The sequence below is a fragment of the Saccharopolyspora halophila genome, assembly GCF_039531955.1.
Classification (GTDB): Bacteria; Actinomycetota; Actinomycetes; order Mycobacteriales; family Pseudonocardiaceae; genus Saccharopolyspora; species Saccharopolyspora halophila.
In genome coordinates this window covers 373,294-390,398 of the sequence record NZ_BAAARA010000008.1, presented here as the reverse complement: position 1 = coordinate 390,398, position 17,105 = coordinate 373,294, and the positions used below count along the sequence as shown (strand labels likewise).

General features: G+C 70.0%; 18 protein-coding genes. 9 read left to right on the top strand and 9 right to left on the bottom strand.

What is annotated here, in order from left to right:
* Positions 1-203: 203 nt before the first annotated feature.
* The 3 genes from ABD289_RS14360 (at position 204) to allB (ending at position 3,138) form a co-directional block, all read left to right on the top strand.
* Complete coding sequence (locus tag ABD289_RS14360) at positions 204-863, top strand: GntR family transcriptional regulator (RefSeq protein ID WP_344131594.1); 660 nt, start codon at positions 204-206, stop codon at positions 861-863.
* A 148-nt stretch (positions 864-1,011) separates the two neighbouring features.
* A complete protein-coding gene (locus tag ABD289_RS14355) occupies positions 1,012-1,737 on the top strand; it encodes an aspartate/glutamate racemase family protein (protein WP_344131591.1) in 726 nt (241 codons plus the stop codon).
* Positions 1,738-1,776: 39 nt separating this feature from the next.
* The gene (gene allB / locus ABD289_RS14350) at positions 1,777-3,138 is read left to right on the top strand and encodes an allantoinase AllB (RefSeq protein WP_344131588.1); all 1,362 of its coding nucleotides are present in this window, start codon (positions 1,777-1,779) and stop codon (positions 3,136-3,138) included.
* Positions 3,139-3,413: 275 nt separating this feature from the next.
* Here allB and ABD289_RS14345 read toward each other — a convergent pair whose 3' ends face one another.
* Positions 3,414-4,892: an NCS1 family nucleobase:cation symporter-1 gene (locus ABD289_RS14345; protein WP_344131585.1), complete on the bottom strand. Its 1,479-nt coding sequence runs from the start codon at positions 4,890-4,892 to the stop codon at positions 3,414-3,416.
* Between the two features lie 250 nt (positions 4,893-5,142).
* Between ABD289_RS14345 and ABD289_RS14340 the strand changes: the two genes are divergently transcribed.
* On the top strand, positions 5,143-5,964 hold the full coding sequence (locus ABD289_RS14340) for a bifunctional allantoicase/(S)-ureidoglycine aminohydrolase (protein ID WP_344131582.1): 822 nt from the start codon (positions 5,143-5,145) through the stop codon (positions 5,962-5,964).
* Positions 5,965-6,331: 367 nt separating this feature from the next.
* Here ABD289_RS14340 and ABD289_RS14335 read toward each other — a convergent pair whose 3' ends face one another.
* The 6 genes from ABD289_RS14335 to ABD289_RS14310 form a co-directional block, all read right to left on the bottom strand.
* Positions 6,332-7,201, bottom strand: a complete 870-nt coding sequence (locus tag ABD289_RS14335; RefSeq protein ID WP_344131579.1) for an acyl-CoA desaturase — start codon at positions 7,199-7,201, stop codon at positions 6,332-6,334.
* 207 nt (positions 7,202-7,408) lie between these two features.
* The gene (locus tag ABD289_RS14330) at positions 7,409-8,146 is read right to left on the bottom strand and encodes a GAF and ANTAR domain-containing protein (RefSeq protein ID WP_344131577.1); all 738 of its coding nucleotides are present in this window, start codon (positions 8,144-8,146) and stop codon (positions 7,409-7,411) included.
* Between the two features lie 68 nt (positions 8,147-8,214).
* On the bottom strand, positions 8,215-8,964 hold the full coding sequence (locus ABD289_RS14325) for a GAF and ANTAR domain-containing protein (protein ID WP_344131574.1): 750 nt from the start codon (positions 8,962-8,964) through the stop codon (positions 8,215-8,217).
* Between the two features lie 2 nt (positions 8,965-8,966).
* On the bottom strand, positions 8,967-9,713 hold the full coding sequence (locus tag ABD289_RS14320) for a GAF and ANTAR domain-containing protein (RefSeq protein ID WP_344131571.1): 747 nt from the start codon (positions 9,711-9,713) through the stop codon (positions 8,967-8,969).
* A 25-nt stretch (positions 9,714-9,738) separates the two neighbouring features.
* Positions 9,739-10,305 (bottom strand): DUF5994 family protein, encoded by a 567-nt coding sequence (locus ABD289_RS14315; RefSeq protein ID WP_344131568.1) that lies wholly within the window; start codon positions 10,303-10,305, stop codon positions 9,739-9,741.
* Positions 10,306-10,419: 114 nt separating this feature from the next.
* Positions 10,420-11,139 carry a TetR/AcrR family transcriptional regulator gene (locus tag ABD289_RS14310; RefSeq protein WP_344131565.1) on the bottom strand — a complete coding sequence of 240 codons (720 nt, stop codon included), beginning with the start codon at positions 11,137-11,139 and terminating at the stop codon, positions 10,420-10,422.
* A gap of 17 nt (positions 11,140-11,156) precedes the next feature.
* Here ABD289_RS14310 and ABD289_RS14305 point away from each other — a divergent pair, with 17 nt between their 5' ends.
* The 4 genes from ABD289_RS14305 to ABD289_RS14290 all read left to right on the top strand — a co-directional run bounded on the left by ABD289_RS14305 (position 11,157) and on the right by ABD289_RS14290 (position 14,857).
* Positions 11,157-11,726, top strand: a complete 570-nt coding sequence (locus ABD289_RS14305) for an NADPH-dependent FMN reductase (RefSeq protein WP_344131562.1) — start codon at positions 11,157-11,159, stop codon at positions 11,724-11,726.
* A gap of 19 nt (positions 11,727-11,745) precedes the next feature.
* Positions 11,746-13,245 carry an MFS transporter gene (locus ABD289_RS14300; RefSeq protein ID WP_344131559.1) on the top strand — a complete coding sequence of 500 codons (1,500 nt, stop codon included), beginning with the start codon at positions 11,746-11,748 and terminating at the stop codon, positions 13,243-13,245.
* A gap of 72 nt (positions 13,246-13,317) precedes the next feature.
* The gene (locus tag ABD289_RS14295) at positions 13,318-13,893 is read left to right on the top strand and encodes a dihydrofolate reductase family protein (RefSeq protein ID WP_344131556.1); all 576 of its coding nucleotides are present in this window, start codon (positions 13,318-13,320) and stop codon (positions 13,891-13,893) included.
* A 208-nt stretch (positions 13,894-14,101) separates the two neighbouring features.
* On the top strand, positions 14,102-14,857 hold the full coding sequence (locus ABD289_RS14290; protein ID WP_344131553.1) for a D-Ala-D-Ala carboxypeptidase family metallohydrolase: 756 nt from the start codon (positions 14,102-14,104) through the stop codon (positions 14,855-14,857).
* A gap of 697 nt (positions 14,858-15,554) precedes the next feature.
* On the opposite strand, the gene ABD289_RS14285 is transcribed toward ABD289_RS14290, so the two are convergent.
* A complete protein-coding gene (locus ABD289_RS14285) occupies positions 15,555-15,770 on the bottom strand; it encodes a hypothetical protein (RefSeq protein WP_344131550.1) in 216 nt (71 codons plus the stop codon).
* A gap of 11 nt (positions 15,771-15,781) precedes the next feature.
* Entirely contained in the window at positions 15,782-15,970 is a 189-nt protein-coding gene (locus ABD289_RS14280; protein ID WP_344131548.1) for a hypothetical protein, read from the bottom strand.
* Between the two features lie 171 nt (positions 15,971-16,141).
* Between ABD289_RS14280 and ABD289_RS14275 the strand changes: the two genes are divergently transcribed.
* Positions 16,142-17,104: a DUF3048 domain-containing protein gene (locus tag ABD289_RS14275; protein ID WP_344132079.1), complete on the top strand. Its 963-nt coding sequence runs from the start codon at positions 16,142-16,144 to the stop codon at positions 17,102-17,104.
* Position 17,105: the final 1 nt, after the last annotated feature.

Here is a 17,105-nt window from a genome sequence, read left to right as displayed (position 1 = left end):
CCGTGCCGGAGGGGCCCGCGGCGCGCATGGCGGAACGGACGTCGTGATCCGCGATCGAGCATCGAAACGCGCCGCGGCTGTCCTCGTCGGACGACGCCCGAGTCGCCGCGGCGGTGCGGGCTGAGGCCCACACCGCCTGCGGCTTCCGCTGCATCCTCCGCGGACCTCTTAGGCTGGTGGGCACAGCGATCGAGGAGGAGTCTGTGCCTGTGACCGAAGAGCCGGACGCGGGGCCGAGCGCGCCGTTGCGCGACCAGGTCTACGAGGCCCTGCAGGCTCGCATCAGCGATGGTCGGATGCGGCCCGGCGACCGGATCTTCGAGCAGGAGATCGCCGTCGAGTTCGGGGTTTCGCGGGTGCCCGTGCGCGAGGCGATCCGGATGCTGCAGAGCGGCGGTCTCGTCGAGGTGCGGGAGCGCCGCCGGGGCGTGTTCGTCCGGAGCTTGGATCGGCGGCAGCTGGAGGAGCTCTTCGACGTCCGCGAGGCGCTGGAGGTGCTGGCCGCGCGGCTGGCCGCCGAGCGCAGCGACGCCGAGGACATCGAGCGCCTGGGGGAGTTGTCCCGCGAGGCGCGCCGGGCGCTGGAGGCCTCGGACGTGGAGGCCATGTCCGAGGCCAACACCGCCTTCCACGAAAAGCTCATGGCGCTGTCCGGCAACGAGCTGCTGGTGTCCATGCTGGAGCCGCTGCACGGCCGGCTGGCCTGGCTGTTCCGGGTGAACCTGGAGCCCGAGCGGGTCTGCGCCGAGCACGAGGAGCTGCACGCCGCGATCGTGGCCGGCGATGTCGCGCTCGCCGCGGAGGTCGCCCAGCGCCACGTGCGCTCGAGCAGGGCGATGGTGCTCAGCGGGATCGTTTACTGAGGTCCTGCCCGCGCGCGGGTGGCCGGTTCTCTTGACGGGCACCACGCGCTTCCCTAACTTACGTATACACGCAGATATACTTTCGCAGTACGAAAGAAGCGCCCGGTTCTCCGGAGCGCCGAACGGTCACGACCCGAGAAGGGCCCGCATGCGCATCGTCGTCGCCAACGTCAACACCACCGAACGCGTCACCGAGGCCATCGGGGTGCAGGCGAGCAGCGTCGCGGCCCCCGGAACCGAGATCGCGGCCGTGACCCCGTCGTTCGGCGCCGCCTCGGTGGAGGGCAACTTCGAGAGCTACCTGGCCGCCGTCGGGGTCATGGACCGCGTCAGCGCCGTGACCGAACCCTTCGACGCCGTGGTGCTGGCCGGATTCGGCGAGCACGGCAAGGAAGGTCTCGCCGAGCTCTTCGAGGTCCCGGTCGTCGACATCACCGAGGCGGCCGCGCACACGGCCTCGCTGCTCGGGCGGCGCTACTCGGTGGTGACCTCGCTGCACCGCACCACCGGGCAGATTCGCGACCGGCTGGCGCTCACCGGGCTGGACTCCCGCTGCGCCTCGGTTCGGGCCACCGGGGTGCCGGTGCTCGACCTGGAGAACGACCTGGACAGCACCGCCGAGCACATCGCGCGGGAGGCGCAGCAGGCGATCGAGGTCGATGGCGCCGAGGTCATCTGCCTGGGCTGCGCGGGCATGGCCGGTCTGGACGAGCGGGTTTCCGAGCGGATCGGAGCGCCGGTGGTCGACGGGGTCACCGCCGCGGTCGGGCTCGCCGAGACCCTCGTCCGGCTCGGGCTCAAGACCTCCAAGGTGGGCGGCTGGGCGACGCCGCTGTCCAAGGAGATTTCCGGCTGGCCGCTCAGCGGTCGCTGAGAACGGCCGGCAACCATCGCGACAAGGGAGGCGTCCGCCTTGGCCGAACCAACAGACGAACCATTCGACGTGGTCTTCCGCGCCCCGCGGCTGATCGGGCCGGACGGGGAGACCTCGGGCAACGTGGCGATCCGGAACGGCCGGATCGCGGCCGTCGAGCCGCTCGACGCGCGGATCGAGGCCGCCGAGGTGGTCGAACTCGCCGAGGACGAGGTGCTGCTGCCAGGTCTGGTCGACACGCACGTGCACGTCAACGATCCGGGCCGCAGCGAGTGGGAGGGCTTCGACACCGCCACTCGAGCCGCCGCCGCGGGCGGGGTCACCACGATCATCGACATGCCGCTGAACAGCCTGCCGCCGACCACGGACGTGGACGCGCTGGAGGTCAAGCGCGCGACGGCCGGGCCGAAGGCGCACGTGGACATCGGGTTCTGGGGTGGCGCGGTGCCGGGCAACCTCGCCGACCTGCGCGGACTGCACGACGACGGGGTCTACGGGTTCAAGTGCTTCCTGCTGCACTCCGGCGTGGACGAGTTCCCGCCGCTGGGCGCCGACGAGCTCGAGGACGCGTTGCGCGAGCTCGCCTCGCACGACGCGACGATGATCGTGCACGCCGAGGACGCGCACACCATCGACGGCGCGCCCGATGCGCACGGCACGCACTACGACGACTTCCTGGGCTCTCGCCCGCAGGGCGCCGAGAACATCGCGATCAAGCAGGTCATCGACCTGGCTCGGGAGACCGGTGCGCGGGTGCACATCCTGCACCTGTCGTCGGCCGAGGCGCTTCCGCTGATCGCCGAGGCGCGTGCCGAGGGCGTCCGGATCACCGTCGAGACCTGCCCGCACTACCTGGGCTTCATCGCCGAGGAGATCCCGGACGGCGCCACCGCGTTCAAGTGCTGCCCGCCGATCCGGGAGGCGCGCAACCGCGAGCTGTTGTGGCAGGGCCTGGCCGACGGGCTGATCGACTGCGTGGTCAGCGACCACTCGCCGTGCACGCCCGATCTCAAGCGTCTCGACACGGGTGACTTCGGGGTGGCCTGGGGCGGCGTGTCGAGCCTGCAGCTGGGCCTGCCCGCGGTGTGGACGCAGGCGCGGCAGCGCGGTTTCGCCCTGGACGACGTCGTGGCCTGGATGGCCCGCAAGCCCGCCGAGTTCGCCGGTCTGCGCGGTAAGGGCGCCATCGAGATCGGCAGGGACGCCGATCTGTGCGTGTTCGCCCCGGACGAGGCCTTCGTCGTCGACGTGGCGAAGCTGCGCCACCGCAACCCGGTCTCGCCGTATCACGGCAGGCCGCTGGCGGGCGTGGTCCGGCAGACCTGGCTGCGCGGGCAGCGGATCGTCGGTGGCGACACCCCCGAACCCGCGGGTCGCCTGCTGCGCAGGGGAGAGGCCTGAAGGGATGCTTCAGCTCGCGGTTCGCGGAGCGGCGCGGGTGGCGGAACCTCGCACGCCGTCGGGCTGCGGGATCCGCGACTCGAGCAGCGACCTGGGCGGCGCTGCGGCTGTCCTCGCCCTGCGACGTCTGAGAACCCGCGGGCGGTGCGGGCTGAGTTCCCCACCGCCCGCGGCTGCCGCCGCAGGCTGAACACCCCCGAGACGAAACCGGGGCCCGGGTGCGGTGCTCGACCGCGTCCGGGCCCCGGTTCGTCGTGCGTCGCCGGTGTGCGGGATTACTCGGCGGCCACCGCGATGGACTCGCCGTCGACGTCCGTGGCGTGCGGGTTCCGGCCGCTGATGCCGGCGTAGATCACCGCGCCCAGGATCGCTCCGATGAACCAGGAGAACCCGGCGACCGCGCCGAACGCGGGCACCAGCGCGAGCACCACGGCGATCGCCGCCGACGGCAGGAACGCGAGGACCGCCTTGGGGTTGTACCCGTTGCGGTAGTGGTACTCGCCGTCGGCGGCCTCGCTGTAGAGGTCCGGCACGTTCACGCGGGTCTTCCGCAGCAGCCAGTAGTCGGCCATGATCACGCCGAACAGCGGGCCGAGCAGCGCGCCGAGCCCGCCGAGGAAGTAGTTCACCACGATCGGGCTGTTGTAGAGGTTCCAGGGCAGGATGACCAGCCCGATGATCGCGCTCACCAGCCCCGCCCGGCGGAAGTTCAGGTGCCGCGGGAAGAGGTTGACCAGGACGTAGATCGGCGCGACGAAGTTGGCCAGCAGGTTCACCGCGATCGTCAGGATGATCAGCGAGATCGAGGCGATCACCAGCAGCGCCAGGTTCGGGATCGTCTGGACGATGTCGGTCGGACTGGTGATCACGTTCCCGTTGAGCTTGAACTGCGCTCCGCTGAGCACGATCACGATCCCGGCGAAGAAGAGCATGTTCACCGGGATCCCGGTCACGTTGCCCCAGACGATCGAGCTGCGGCTCCTGGCCGATCGCGTGAAGTCGCAGAAGTTGAGCACGAACGTCCCGTAGATGACCACCCAGAGGGCGGCGCCCTGCAGGATCTGCAGCCACATCGCCCCGCCGGTGAGCGGCTGCGCGGTGGACAGCGAGATGGAGAAGTCCGCGCGGAAGAACATCCAGGCCGCCAGACCGCACATGGTGATCAGCGTGGTCGGCGCGGCCACCGCCATGTACCTGCGGATGACGTGCATGCCGTAGCTGACGATGAGCACCTGGACCACCCACAGCACGAGGAACGTGATCCAGCCGAGCGCCGAGAGCCCGAGGAAGGACTGGCCCTTCAGCCCTTCCAGCGAGGGGAACATCGCCACCAGCAGGGCGTTGAACACCGCGGACGCGAGGTAGGTCTGGATGCCGAACCAGGCGATGGCGACGATCCCGCGCACGGCCGCCGGGATCTGCGCGCCTTGGGTGCCGAAGGCGATCCGGCTCATCACCGGGAACGGCACGCCCGACTTGTGGCCCATGTAGCCGGACAGCGTCAGCAGCAGGAACAGCAGCACGGACGCGAGAGCGAAGGCCGCCAGGATTCCCCACACGTTGAGCCCGAGGGCGAACAGCCCGAGCGCGAACGCGTAGTTGCCGAGGCTGTGCACGTCGTTGGCCCACAGCGTGAAGACGTTGTAGGCGCCCCAGCGACGCCCCTCCTTCTTCGTGGGGGCGAGGTCGTAGCTGTACAGGCGGGAGCTGGCCGTGCCGGGATCGGCAGCCGACGGGCTGTCCGTGGCAGTCATCGAGCTGCCTCCAAGGTTTCCGCTTCGCGGTTGGCTTTTTCTGGCCCGCGCCGGGGTGTATGGCGGGCACGTCCGACCACCAGCTGTGCGGCGGCCCCGATCAGCGATATTTCGTGATGCGAAAGTATACGCTTATGTTGCGGAAGAAGCTAAGCGAAGCTCGCCACCCTCGTCAACCCCGTATACGGTTGTGTATACATGGAGTGCCGACGATCGCCGGCGAAGCCGAACAGGCCGAGGAGGAGTCCACGTGAACGAGCCGTCGTACTTCGCGCCCGCTGGTGGTTTGCCGCCGCAGACGGATCTGCTGACCGATCGCGCGATCGTGACCGAGGCGTACACCGTGATTCCGCGCGGTGTGCTGCGGGACATCGTGACGAGCAAGTTCCCCGGGTGGCGGGGCACGCGCGCGTGGGTGCTGGCCAAGCCGATCGAGGGATTCGCGACGACGTTCGCGCAGTACGTCGTGGAGGTGGCTGCTGGCGGTGGCAGCGACCGGCCGGAACCCGAGGCCGGGGTGGAATCGGTGGTGTTCCTGCTGGCCGGCGAGCTGCGGCTGGTCGTGGACGGCGTCGAGCACCGGATGACCCCCGGCGGCTACGCCTTCCTGGCGCCCGGTGCGGACTGGTCGGTGCACAACGACGGTGCGCAGGCGGCGAGCTTCAACTGGGTGCGCAAGCCCTACGAGGCGGTCGAAGGGCTGGCCGCCCCGGAGTCGTTCGTGGTGCACGAGCGGGACGTCGAGCCGACGCCGATGCCGGACACCGATGGGGCGTGGGCGACGACGCGGTTCGTCGACCCCGACGACCTCTCGCACGACATGCACGTCAACATCGTCACCTTCGAGCCCGGCGCGGTGATCCCGTTCGCCGAGACGCACGTGATGGAGCACGGCCTCTACGTCCTGGAGGGCAAGGCGGTCTACCGCCTCAACGGCGACTGGGTCGAGGTCCAGGAGGGCGATTTCATGTGGCTGCGCGCCTTCTGCCCGCAGGCCTGCTACGCGGGCGGCCCGGGCCGGTTCCGCTACCTGCTCTACAAGGACGTCAACCGCCAGATCAAGCTCACCTGACTCGGGCCCGCTCGGCTCCGGCGCCGGGCGGCGACAGTTTTGCCTGAGGAGATATCTCGGTTTGCGGGTCGCGTGGCGGTGCCGGGAGCGGAACCTCAGACGCCCCCGCGCTGCGGGATCCGCTCCTTGAGTAGCGGCCTACGCGGCGTCGCGGCTGTCCTCGCCCGGCGACGTCCGAGAACCCGCCGCGGTGCCGGCTGAGTCCCACACCGCATGCGGCTCCGCCGCATACTGAAAGGCCCCTGGAGCTGTGCGGCTTCGGCGCCCGAAGTCTGCGTGCAGTTTTAGGCAAAACTGTCGGGTGTCGAANCGCTCGCCGGATGGCGAGCGGCCCACTTCACGTTCGAGGACGAGCGGACTCGTCCGGTCAGGCGCTCTGCACGGTGCGCTTGGCGAGTCGTTCCGGGGTGGGCCAGCGGACCTGGTTCACCCAGCCGAGCTTCTCGAAGGCCCAGATCACCCGCGCGGAGGTGTCCAGCTGACCGCGGTCGACCCCGTGCCGTGCGCAGGTCGGATCGGCGTGGTGCGAGTTGTGCCAGGACTCGCCGAAAGACACGATCGCCAGCGGCCAGAAGTTGGCCGCCTTGTCGCGGGAGGCGTAGGGGCGCTCACCGATCATGTGGCAGATCGAGTTGACCGCCCACGTGACGTGGTGCAGCACTCCCACGCGCACCAGGCCGGCCCAGAAGAACCCGGTGAGCGCGCCCCACCAGGACCAGGTGAGCAGCCCGCCCAGCAGCGCAGGCAGCAGCAGCGTGCCGAGGGTCCAGACGGGGAACAGCCGGTTCACCCAGGTCAGGCCGCGGTCCTTGAGCAGGTCGGGCGCGAACTTGTCCTGGTTGGTCTGCGCGCGGTTGAACAGCCAGCCCATGTGGGCGTGCCAGAAGCCCTTGGCCACGGCGATCGGCCCGGTGCCGTACAGCCACGGCGAGTGCGGGTCGCCTTCCTTGTCGGCGTAGGCGTGGTGGCGGCGGTGGTCGGCGACCCACTGGATCACCGGCCCCTGCATGGCGAAGCTGCCCGCGATGGCAAGCCCGATGCGCAGCGGCCGCTTGGCGCGGAACGCGCGGTGGGTGAAGTGGCGGTGGAAGCCGATCGTCACGCCGAGGCCGCTGGCGTAGTAGAAGAACAGGGCGAGCCCGATGTCCCACCAGCCCAGTCCCCATCCCCATGCGAAGGGCACGGCCGCCAGCAGGGCCAGCAGGGGCGTGATGGTGAACAGCGCGATCAGCGCCATCTGACCGACCGGGACCTTTCCCGCGAGGTCGGGAGGCGCGGCGCTCTCCGACTGAGACGTCCGCGTTGTGGCAGGTGAACTCATAGCACCGATTCCCTGGGATGGATTTTCAGGACATCGCCAGGGGCTGGGGCGACTCCCCCCAGACTACCCGCCCATTTGCGAGCTGTGTCGCCATCAACCGATCTCTTTCGCGCTTCCGGGTGGTCAGCGGCGGGGTGGTGCGGGCATGTCGTCCAGGCGCAACGACCCGTCGATCACGGCCTGCGCGACGTCCTTGAGCCTGCGACCCCGGCTGCGGCTGTACCCGCGCAGCGTGCTGAAGGCCTGTTCGAGGTCCAGGCCGAGGCGTTCGGAGAGGATGCCCTTGGCCTGTTCGATGTCCACGCGGCTGTCCAGCGCGACCTGGAGCTGGTCGCTCAGCGTCTCGTGCTGCCGCAAGGTGCGTTCCTGCATCAGTCCGATGGTGGTGACGTCGGCCAGCGCGCGGGCGAGCCGGAGGTCGCTCTCGGCCAGCGCGGGTCGCGCGCGGAAGAGGTTCAGCGAGCCCAGGGTCCGCTCGCGCAGCCGCATCGGCACGGCGTGCACCTCGGTGAGGCCCGCGTCGTCGGCCGCGGCGGCGAAGCGCGGCCAGCGCTGGGCCACGTCGCCGCGCGTGCTGACCGGCTCACCGGTGCGATAGCACTCCAGCGACGGACCCTCCTCGTCCTGCAGCTGGAAGAGGTCCAGCACCCGCGCCCGCTCGGTGGACGACGCCACCAGGCGCAGGACGGGACGGTCCTCGGCCGGGTCGGCCAGCAGCAGGCCTGCCGCGTCCACGTCCAGCAGCTCCACGCAGTGCTCGGTGAGCCGCTGCATCAGTTCCGTGCTGTCGAAGTCGCTGACCAGGGTGTCCGCCAGTTCGACGAAAGCCTGGCTCAGCCGTTCGGGGAGTGCGCCGCTCACTTCAGCGAGTATAGGCAGCCGGAGGCCGCATCTGGGATCCCGCGCCGTGTCGCACCGCGGTCCGTCGCCTACGACGAGAGCTGCTGGAGGCGGTACGCGGTCAGCAGGTCGTGCGGGTCGATGGTGCGGTCGGCGATGCTGTGCGCCAGGTCCGTGAGCCCTTGGCCGTTGCTGCGCGCGTAGTCGCGCAGCAGCTCGAAGCCGTTCTGCATGGACAGGTCGCCGCTCTCCGCGAGCACGCCCTTGGCCTGCTCGATCACCACGCGGTGGTGCAAGGTGGCCTGCAGCTGCTCGGAGACCGTCTCCTTCCGGGCCGCCGCGCGCTGGTGCAAGATGCCCACCGTCGCCACGTCGGCGAACGCCTGCCCGAGCTCGGCATCGGACTGGCTGACGCCGACCGCGTTCCGGTTGAGCAGCGTCAAGGCGCCGATGGTCTCGCGGCGCAACCGCATGGGTACCGCGGCGGCCGCCCGGAAACCGGCCTTCGCCGCGGACTCGGCGAAGGAAGGCCACCGGGCGCGGTCGGTTTCCAGATCGGCGCTGTAGGCTGCGGCGGAATCGCGGATGCAGTCCTGGCAGGGTCCTTCGCGCGTCTGGCTCGCGAACAGTTCCAGCAACCGCACGTCCTCGTTCGAGGCGGCCGCGGGATGCCAACCGCCGCGCTGGTCGGAGACGATCACTCCCACCGCCGTGACGTCCAGCAGTTCCGCAGCCCGCTCGGTGAGCAGGCTCAGGAAGTTCATGACGTCGAAGTCGTCGACCAGCGTGTCGGACAATGCCACGAAGGTCTGGGCGAGTCGTTGTTCTCGTTCGGTCACCGTCACCGGTCTCGTTCTCCCCTCTCGCCGCCGGGCTGGGCGGGATCGTCTTCGCCGGTGAACCGCAGCCTGCGGGTCACCACCTGGTGCGCCACCTCGGTGACCGACAGCTCGTGCTGATAGGCGTAGGAGCGAAGCCGCAGCAGCGCCACCTCGGTGCTGCTGCCGAGCTGCACCTGCACCATCCCGGATGCCTGGTGCACCTCCGCGTGCGGATTTGCGAGCCAGCTCAGGTCCTCGGTCGCGTGCCCGTCCAGGTCGTGCACGATCGCCTCGGTCGCCAGATCGGCCAGCAGCAGCGCGTCGGAGAACGTCACGCCCGCCATCGGACCCGGCGCGTCGCGGTAGAGGTCCAGCGACCCCAGCCGCACCACGCCGATCGTGAGCGGGAACGAGAACAGCGCCGCCGCACCCAGTTCCAGCGCGGCAGGGCCGAAACCGGGCCAGCGCGCGGGATCTGTGGCGAGATCGGAGATCAGCACCGGTCCGCCGGTGGCGAACGCGTCCAGGCACGGACCTTCCCCGACGGTAAGTTGCAGGTCTTCCAATCCGCTGCTGACGTCGTTGGTGGCGTGCACCAAGCCGCGCTGAGGTCCATCGCCGTTCGCCCCGATGTGGCTGAGCACCGTCACGCCCGCTCCGGAGACGGACAGATGCGTCACGCACCGCTCGCAGACGGCGGTCACCTCGGGCGCGGATCCGTCAATGGTCAGCGCGGCTCGCAATTGCCGTCGCCTGTCTTCGGCCATCATCGGACTCCGTGATCGGGGCGGGTCAGGCTCGCGCGCGGATCTGCCCGCCTTCGCCTTCCCAGCGTTCCTCCGGAGTCGTCTCTCCCGAGCGCGCCTGGGGCACGACCGCGGTGTCCGAGCGCGGAACCTGCGGCGGTACCGCGCTTCGGGATGAGATCAACTCGGTGGCACGGGTGGTGGAATTCGGGTCGGCGGCCGAGTCCATGACCGCACGAGCCGTCTCGTCGGGAGTGTCCGGCGGGACGGTCAGCAGGTTCAGCCGCCCGGCCGACGAACTGGTCACCGCGACGGTGTGCGGTTCCATCGATCGGAAGCCCTCGAAATGGATTGCCCGGCCCTCCAGCACCATCTTTCGCGGCGCGGCGGCCCACATGTCGAGGTGGTAGGAAACGCGATTGGCCATTCCGAGCCATGGCCGCAGCGCGGTCACCAGCTCGGGGAACTCCACTTCGGGGTCCCGCGATCGAGGCCACCAACCTCCGTTGATCCGGCCGTGCACCGCATCGGCCGGCTTCATGCGCAACCGCGGCCCGGTCTGGGCGCGTTCCTGCTCTGCTGTGCGTGCCGAACTCAGATCGCTTGCGATCATCTCGGCGCTCCCGCCTCCGGCCTGCTTCTGGGCCGGGGATAGATCATTCGCCGAAGACGGCACTCGCGAAACCGCTGGTGCTGGATCGTCTCCGGTAATCCCAGCCTACCCGGTCTACCGGAGGCCGTATGCACGCAGGAAGGTTCTGACCCCCGCCGTGACGATTTCCTCCCGGGCGGCCTCGTCGATCGGGAGCGCGCCGGAATAGGTGCGGCTCTGCACCTCGCTGCCGACCAGGGCGACGAAGTGGCGGGCAGCGCGGTTCGGATCCTCGACGTCGAGCAGGCCGCGCTCGTCCAGCTCGGCCAGTCGGCGCGCCAAGCCGGCCTGTACCGGCTGCGGCCCGGTTTCCTGCCAGGCGACCAGCACGTCCTCCGGGATGTGCCCGATCTCGGCCTGGATCTGCCGCACGAGCGCGAAGTGCGCGCCGAACTGGGGCATCACCGTGGTGAAGGCGAGACCGAGCGCGATCAGGTCGGACTCCAGGTCGACCACCTTGCCCAGGTGCCGCTCCAGATCGGCCAGTTGCCTCTCGCGGACCTGCTCCGCGCTTTCCAGGATCACCGCGCGGAAAAGCTCGTCCTTGTCGGTGAAGTGGTTGTAGATGGTGCGCGTCGAGACCTCGGCGACCTTGGCGATCGCGTCGATGCTGGCGCGGCTGTAGCCGTCGCGGCCGAACACCTCGCGGGCGCCTTCGAGGATCGCTTGGCGCTTCACCGATCCGCGTCGGGTGACGTTATCCCTGCTCAAATCGCCCTCCAGGAAGAAGTACAACGAGTGTTGTAGTAAGTGCATTACATGTTGTACTTTATCACTCGTCCGCTTCGAGCACACCGAACCGAGGAGTGAAGATGTCCGCACTGCGCCTTGCCGTGATCATCGGGAGCAACCGCGAGGGTCGTTTCGGACCAACGGTGGCCGGCTGGTTCGCCGAGCAGGCCCGGCAGTTCGACGGGCTGGACGTCGACGTGATCGACCTGGCCGAGATCTCGCTGCCCACCGCTATCGACTTCGGAGCCGCGCCGGACGAGCACGTCACCGGCTTGGGGGCCCGGCTGGCCGCAGCCGACGCCTACGTGGTCGTCACGCCGGAGTACAACCACAGCTTCCCGGCGGCGCTGAAGAACGCGATCGACCTCTACCGCGCGGAGTGGCAGGCCAAACCGGTCGGCTTCGTCTCCTACGGCGGGATGGGCGGTGGCCTGCGCGCCGTCGAACAGCTGAGGTTGGTCTTCGCCGAGCTGCACGCGACGACGGTCCGGGACAGCGTCAGCTTCCACAACGCCTGGGACCGCTTCGACGAGAGCGGACGGCCGATCGACGAGGGCTGCAACGGCGCCGCGAAGGGAATGCTCAACCAGCTCACCTGGTGGGCGCGCGCGCTGCGCAACGCCCGGGCAGCCGAGCCGTACGCCGGTTGACCGACCTGGAGGTTGAACCGTGCGGAACAAGCTGACGCTGGTCGTCGTACTGCTCGGCTGCCTGGCGCTACCGATGTCGATGTCCGGCACGGCGGTCGCCCTTCCGAAGATCGGAACCGCCCTGAACGCCTCGGGCGGCGCACTGCAATGGGTGGTGACCGGTTACTTCCTTACCGCTTCGTCGTTCATGCTCGTCACCGGATCCCTCGGAGATCTGTTCGGCCGCCGTCGGGTCTACCGGATCGGCGCCGCGACATTCGCGCTCGGCAACCTGGTCGCGGCGCTCACCCCGGACATCCTGCTGCTGGACGTGGCGCGCACGGCTACCGGTGTTGGTGCGGCCGGGGTGATGGCGGGTGGTGGCGCGTTTCTGGCGTCGACGTTCACCGGCGCCGAGCGAACCAAGGCGTTCGCCGCGATGGGCACCATCGCGGGCGTGGGCATGGCGATCGGCCCGACGCTGGCCGGGTGGCTGGTCGGCGAACTCGGGTGGCGCGCCACCTTCGGCGCTTTCGGAGTGGCGGGGTTGCTCGTGCTGGCAGGCACTTTCGCGATGGTCGAGGCCGGAGCCGAGCGGCGTGCGCGGGTCGACTGGGGCGGCGCGGTGACCTTCATCGCCGGGCTCGCGCTGGTCATGCTCGCGATCACGCAGAGCTCGCGAGCCGGCTGGACGAGCGCGCTGGTGCTCGGACTGCTCGCGGGCGGCGCCGGGCTGCTCACCGCGTTCGTCCTCGTCGAGCAGCGCAGCCCGAACCCGGTGCTGGATCTGACGTTGCTGCGCAACCGACGGTTCGTCGGCTGGTTGTTGGCAGGAGTGGTGATGGTGCTTGGCTTCGGCGGGATGATGTCCTACCTGCCCACCTACCTGCAGGGCGCGAGCGCGATGCGGGTGCGCGACTCCGGTGTGGTCATGCTGATGACGACCGTGCCGATGCTGCTTCTGCCGACGCTCACCGGACGGCTGGTCAACCGCGGCGTCCCACCGCGACTGCTGATCACCGGCGGTCTGCTGCTGATCGCGGTCGGCAACGCTTGGCTGACCGTGCTGCACCCGGGCGTCGGGGGCTGGGAGCTGTTCGGCCCGCTGGCGACGGTCGGAATCGGCAGCGGCCTGGCGATCGGTCTGATCGATGCCCAGGCGATGAACCAGATCGACCAATCGCGTGCCGGCATGGCGGCAGGTCTGGTGAACACGGTTCGCGGGGGCACGCAGACCCTGGTGCTGGCGCTGTTCGGTTCGGTCCTGATCACGTTGCTGACCGGCCGGGTCGGCACGGAGCAGGCGGGTCGGGTGGCCACCGGAGAGGTCGCCGGGCCGGAAGACGCGGCGCGGCTGACGGAAGCGTGGCAGCTCGTTCTCTGGGGGATAACGGGACTGACCGCACTGGGCGCCCTGGTGGTCGCGACGCTGCTCGCCGCCCGGAAGACCGTGCGGACCGCGCCGCCCGAGCGGATGCTTTCCGGACGGCCCGTCGCGGCGGGATGCACCAGCGGCCGGGGATTCGGAGGGCAGCGATGAGTTCCGCGCCACCGCGCGGTCTCAACGCGTGGTAGCCGGTTGCCGGCACGATCGATCCGAAGGGAGCCCTCGATGTGCACACTCATCTCGACCGCTTTCGTCTCGCTCGACGGCGTCGTGGAAGGCCCCGGCGGTGAGCCGGGGTATCGCAACTCCGGCTGGACGTTCCGGGACGTCGAGTTCCTGGAAGAGGCCTACGCGATCAAGGAACGGGAGCAGCGGGAGGCGGCCGCGATGATGATGGGCAGGGTCAGCTACGAGGCCTTCGCCCCGGTGTGGCCGACGATGACCGAGGAGTTCGCGGGCTACAACGCAATGCCGAAGTACGTCGTGTCCAGCACGCTGCGCGACGAGGACCTGGTGTCGAACTGGGGCGAGATCACGATCCTGCGCTCGCTGGAGGACGTGGCGGCGCTCAAGAAGGCCGACGGTGGGCCGATCGTCCTGCACGGCAGCGCGAACCTGAACCGGAACCTCTCCGACGCGGGCTTGATCGACCGGTATCACCTGCTGGTGTTCCCGCTGCTGCTCGGTGCGGGCAAGCGACTCTTCAGCGACACCGACAAGGACGTGCAGAAGCTCGAGCTCGTCGAGCACGAGGTGTACCCGAACGGCATTCAGAAGAACGTCCTCGACGTCGTCCGGTGATCGGAGCCGGTGCCGCTCGCCATCCGGCGGGCGGCACGTTCCCGTTCGGGGCGGATGTTGCGGGTGTCGGGGATGGGCCGTCTGGGTGGTGAGATTCCGCCGTGATGTCGCTTTTTTGGTGAATTCCTGACAGGCCGGGCAACAGGAGGGCGTTTTCCGGGAGCATCCGCAGCTGCACATGATCACTCGCAGCGAAGGGAAGTCCCGGATGAGATCCCGATTAGCCGGTGTGGCGGTCGCCCTGGTGGCGGGCGCCGCCGCCACGTCTTTCGTCGCACCCGTTGCGGTCTCGGCGCCCGCGCCCGCCGCGCAGTCCTCCGCCGCCGATGGTTGCTACACCTGGGGCCGCACGCTCAGCCGGGGCGCCTCCGGCGATGACGTCCGCAACCTGCAGATCCGCGTCGCCGGGTATCCGGGTCGCGGGGCCCGGCTGGCCATCGACGGGCAGTACGGGCCGGCCACCGAGGCCGCCGTGACCCGCTTCCAGCGCGCCTACGGACTGGCCGCCGACGGGATCGCCGGTGAGGCCACCTTCGCCAAGCTCTACGCGCTGCAGGAGTCCGACTGCTCGCCGGCGAACTTCGACTTCTCCGAGCTCAACAACTGCAATGCCGACTGGTCCGGCGGCAAGACCTCCGCCGCCGGCGCCAAGGCCAACGCCCTGGTGACGATGTGGAAGCTGCAGGCCATGAGGCACGCGATGGGTGACGCGCCGATCGTGGTAAACGGCGGATTCCGCAGCGTCTCCTGCAACGACGCGGTGGGCGGCGCGCCGAACAGCCGCCACCTCTACGGCGATGCCGCCGACCTCGCGGCCGGTTCGCAGGGTTTCTGCGCGCTGGTGCTGCAGGCGCGCGACCACGGTTTCGGGGAGGCCCTCGGACCGGGTTACCCCGGTCATGACGACCACGTGCACGTCGCTGGCGGTGGCGACGTCTGGTCCGCGCCCGACTGCGGGATGTGAGCCGTTGGCGCCCGGTCCGCCGGGCGCCATTCCGCAGGTCGAGGACAGCTGGTCGCCAGGTCGCGGCGCGGTGTTACCGGTGTGTGCTCACGGTTACGTGTGACGCGCTCATCTCCCACTGTCGGTAACGATCCGCGCCGTTCTACGACTTCATGGTTGAAGCTTCCAAAAGAAGGCGAGGGCCGGACCGAGGCAGCCGTGGCCGAGAGTTCCGAACCCGGTGCGTGACGTCCGCCGCCGAGGCCTCCGCTTCACCGGTCGAGGCACGCCCACCTCGACCGCCCCGTCGACTTCCGAGGTTCGCCGCGCGGCGAACCGGTAATCCTCCCCGGCCCCTTCTTTCCCCGTCGTGGGCGCGGGTTCGGGGAGCGGGGGCGGGCCGCCCGCTGCGAGATGCGGCCCGGCCGGTCGGGCGCGGCCGCCGTACCCCCGAGGGCGGCCCCCGACCCGGCGATGAGGCGGGGCAGGGCCTGAATTCCCCCAGGGCCCGCCCCGCTCTCGCCGCATACGGGGATGGCGGGCCGGACGGCTTTCTCGCCCCCGGCCGTTCGGCCCGCGTCGCACCGGTTTCGAGCACGAGCTCGCGGGACGCACCGCGAACGGCTGCGCCGTCGGCGCGTTCACCGGACCGCGGTCACGCGGTGGAGCATCGCCGCCAGTGCGAAAGTGCCCACGGGCTCGGGAGATGCGCCGCCGGTCACACCGGAGGTTGTATGCCGGGGACGTAGCCCTTGCCGCCGCAGCGGGGGCAGGTGCGCCATTCGGCCATCGTCATACCGGTCTGGAGGTCTTCGGTGGCCTGGATCAGGTACAAGCGGGGCTCGCTGATCTTGCGCAGGCCACCGCAGGTGAAGCACAGGGCGTTCGGGCCGTTGGCCGCGATCCCGGCGTTGTCGCCGACCTCTTCGGACATGGGGTCGATCCTCACACGGGCGGGCCGCAGCCCGGCTGGCGCCCCGGGTTCGCCCGGCAGTACGGGCAGCGACCGAGGGCCATCACGGTCGAGATCTCGCCGGTGTCGAGGTGCATGAACCGCCGAGCCACCTTGATGTTCCCGGATCCGCCGCAGCCGCGGCAGAGGGAATCCTCGGTTTCCTCATCCTCGTCGGACATCGGCACCTCCGGGCGTCGCACCCGCCACGCTACCGCCGCCGGACCGGGTCGCACAGCGCCAACTCCGCGCTGAGCCAACGGAATCGACGTGGCACCTCGGTCCGCCGCTGGTCCGGATGGTCCATTGCACCCGGATGGGGGACGGGTGAGAGTGATCGTGGAGGCGTGGTTATGTGGGTTCTGCGGGTGTTCGGCACCCTGGTGACGATGGTTTCGCTCGTGATCGCCGGGGCGTTGGCGCAATCCACCGAGACCGCGCGGGTGCCGGTCGGCGATCCCGCTCCCGCACCGGTTCCGGCGCCGCCTCCGCCACCTCCGCCGCCTGGTCCGCCGGTGCTCGCGGTCAAGATCGACAACGCGCCGGTAGCGCGGCCGCCGACGGGCATCGGGGCCGCCGATCTGATCGCCGTCGAGCCGGTGGAGGCCGGAATCAGCAGGCTGATCGCGCTTTTCGGCTCGCACGTGCCTCCGGTGGTCGGTCCGGTGCGCAGCGCGCGGGAGACGGATCTGTCGTTCCTGCCGCAGTTCGGGCACCCGGCGCTGGCGTTCTCCGGTGCCGCACCGGAACTCCTTCCGATGATCGATCAGGCGCCGGTGCACGACGCCTCCCAGCGCACCAGGCCCGGTGCGTTCTACCGCGGTCCCGGCAGCGCGCCGCACAACATGTTCGTCCGCACCGGCCTGTTGCCCGAGGGCGCGGGCTGGGCGCCCGGCGCCGCGCTGCCGTTCGGGCCGCCGCCGGCCACCGGCGGCGTGCCGAGCCCGCACCAGGAGGTCTCCTACCAGCGCACGCGCATCGGCTTCGACTGGTCGCCCGCCGAGCGGCGCTGGCTGGTCTCGTTCGACGGCGCACCGTACAGCGCAACCGACAGCGGGCGGCTGGCGCCGAGCACGGTTGTCCTGCAGGAGGTTCCGATCACCGAGTCCGCGATCGCCGATGTCGCGGGCAACATCTCGCCGTACGCCGAGACCGTTGGCAGCGGCCGCGCGGTCGTGCTGCGCGACGGGATGGCCTACAACGCTCACTGGGACCGCCCGGCGCCGGAGGCGGGCACCACCTACACCACCGAATCCGGCGAACCGATGACCTTCGCCCCGGGCCAGGTCTGGGTCGTCCTCGTTCCCGAGGTCTGAC

Bases quoted from the DNA above. Each gene is read 5' to 3' on its own strand.
- ABD289_RS14355 (WP_344131591.1), top strand. From the start codon at position 1,012: ATGCGCATCGTCGTCGCCAACGTCAACACCACCGAACGCGTCACCGAG.
- ABD289_RS14345 (WP_344131585.1), bottom strand. From the start codon at position 4,892: ATGACTGCCACGGACAGCCCGTCGGCTGCCGATCCCGGCACGGCCAGC.
- ABD289_RS14335 (WP_344131579.1), bottom strand. From the start codon at position 7,201: ATGGCGCTGATCGCGCTGTTCACCATCACGCCCCTGCTGGCCCTGCTG.
- ABD289_RS14320 (WP_344131571.1), bottom strand. From the start codon at position 9,713: ATGGCCGAAGACAGGCGACGGCAATTGCGAGCCGCGCTGACCATTGAC.
- ABD289_RS14315 (WP_344131568.1), bottom strand. From the start codon at position 10,305: ATGATCGCAAGCGATCTGAGTTCGGCACGCACAGCAGAGCAGGAACGC.
- ABD289_RS14305 (WP_344131562.1), top strand. From the start codon at position 11,157: ATGTCCGCACTGCGCCTTGCCGTGATCATCGGGAGCAACCGCGAGGGT.
- ABD289_RS14295 (WP_344131556.1), top strand. From the start codon at position 13,318: ATGTGCACACTCATCTCGACCGCTTTCGTCTCGCTCGACGGCGTCGTG.
- ABD289_RS14290 (WP_344131553.1), top strand. From the start codon at position 14,102: ATGAGATCCCGATTAGCCGGTGTGGCGGTCGCCCTGGTGGCGGGCGCC.
- ABD289_RS14285 (WP_344131550.1), bottom strand. From the start codon at position 15,770: ATGTCCGAAGAGGTCGGCGACAACGCCGGGATCGCGGCCAACGGCCCG.
- ABD289_RS14280 (WP_344131548.1), bottom strand. From the start codon at position 15,970: ATGTCCGACGAGGATGAGGAAACCGAGGATTCCCTCTGCCGCGGCTGC.
- ABD289_RS14275 (WP_344132079.1), top strand. From the start codon at position 16,142: ATGTGGGTTCTGCGGGTGTTCGGCACCCTGGTGACGATGGTTTCGCTC.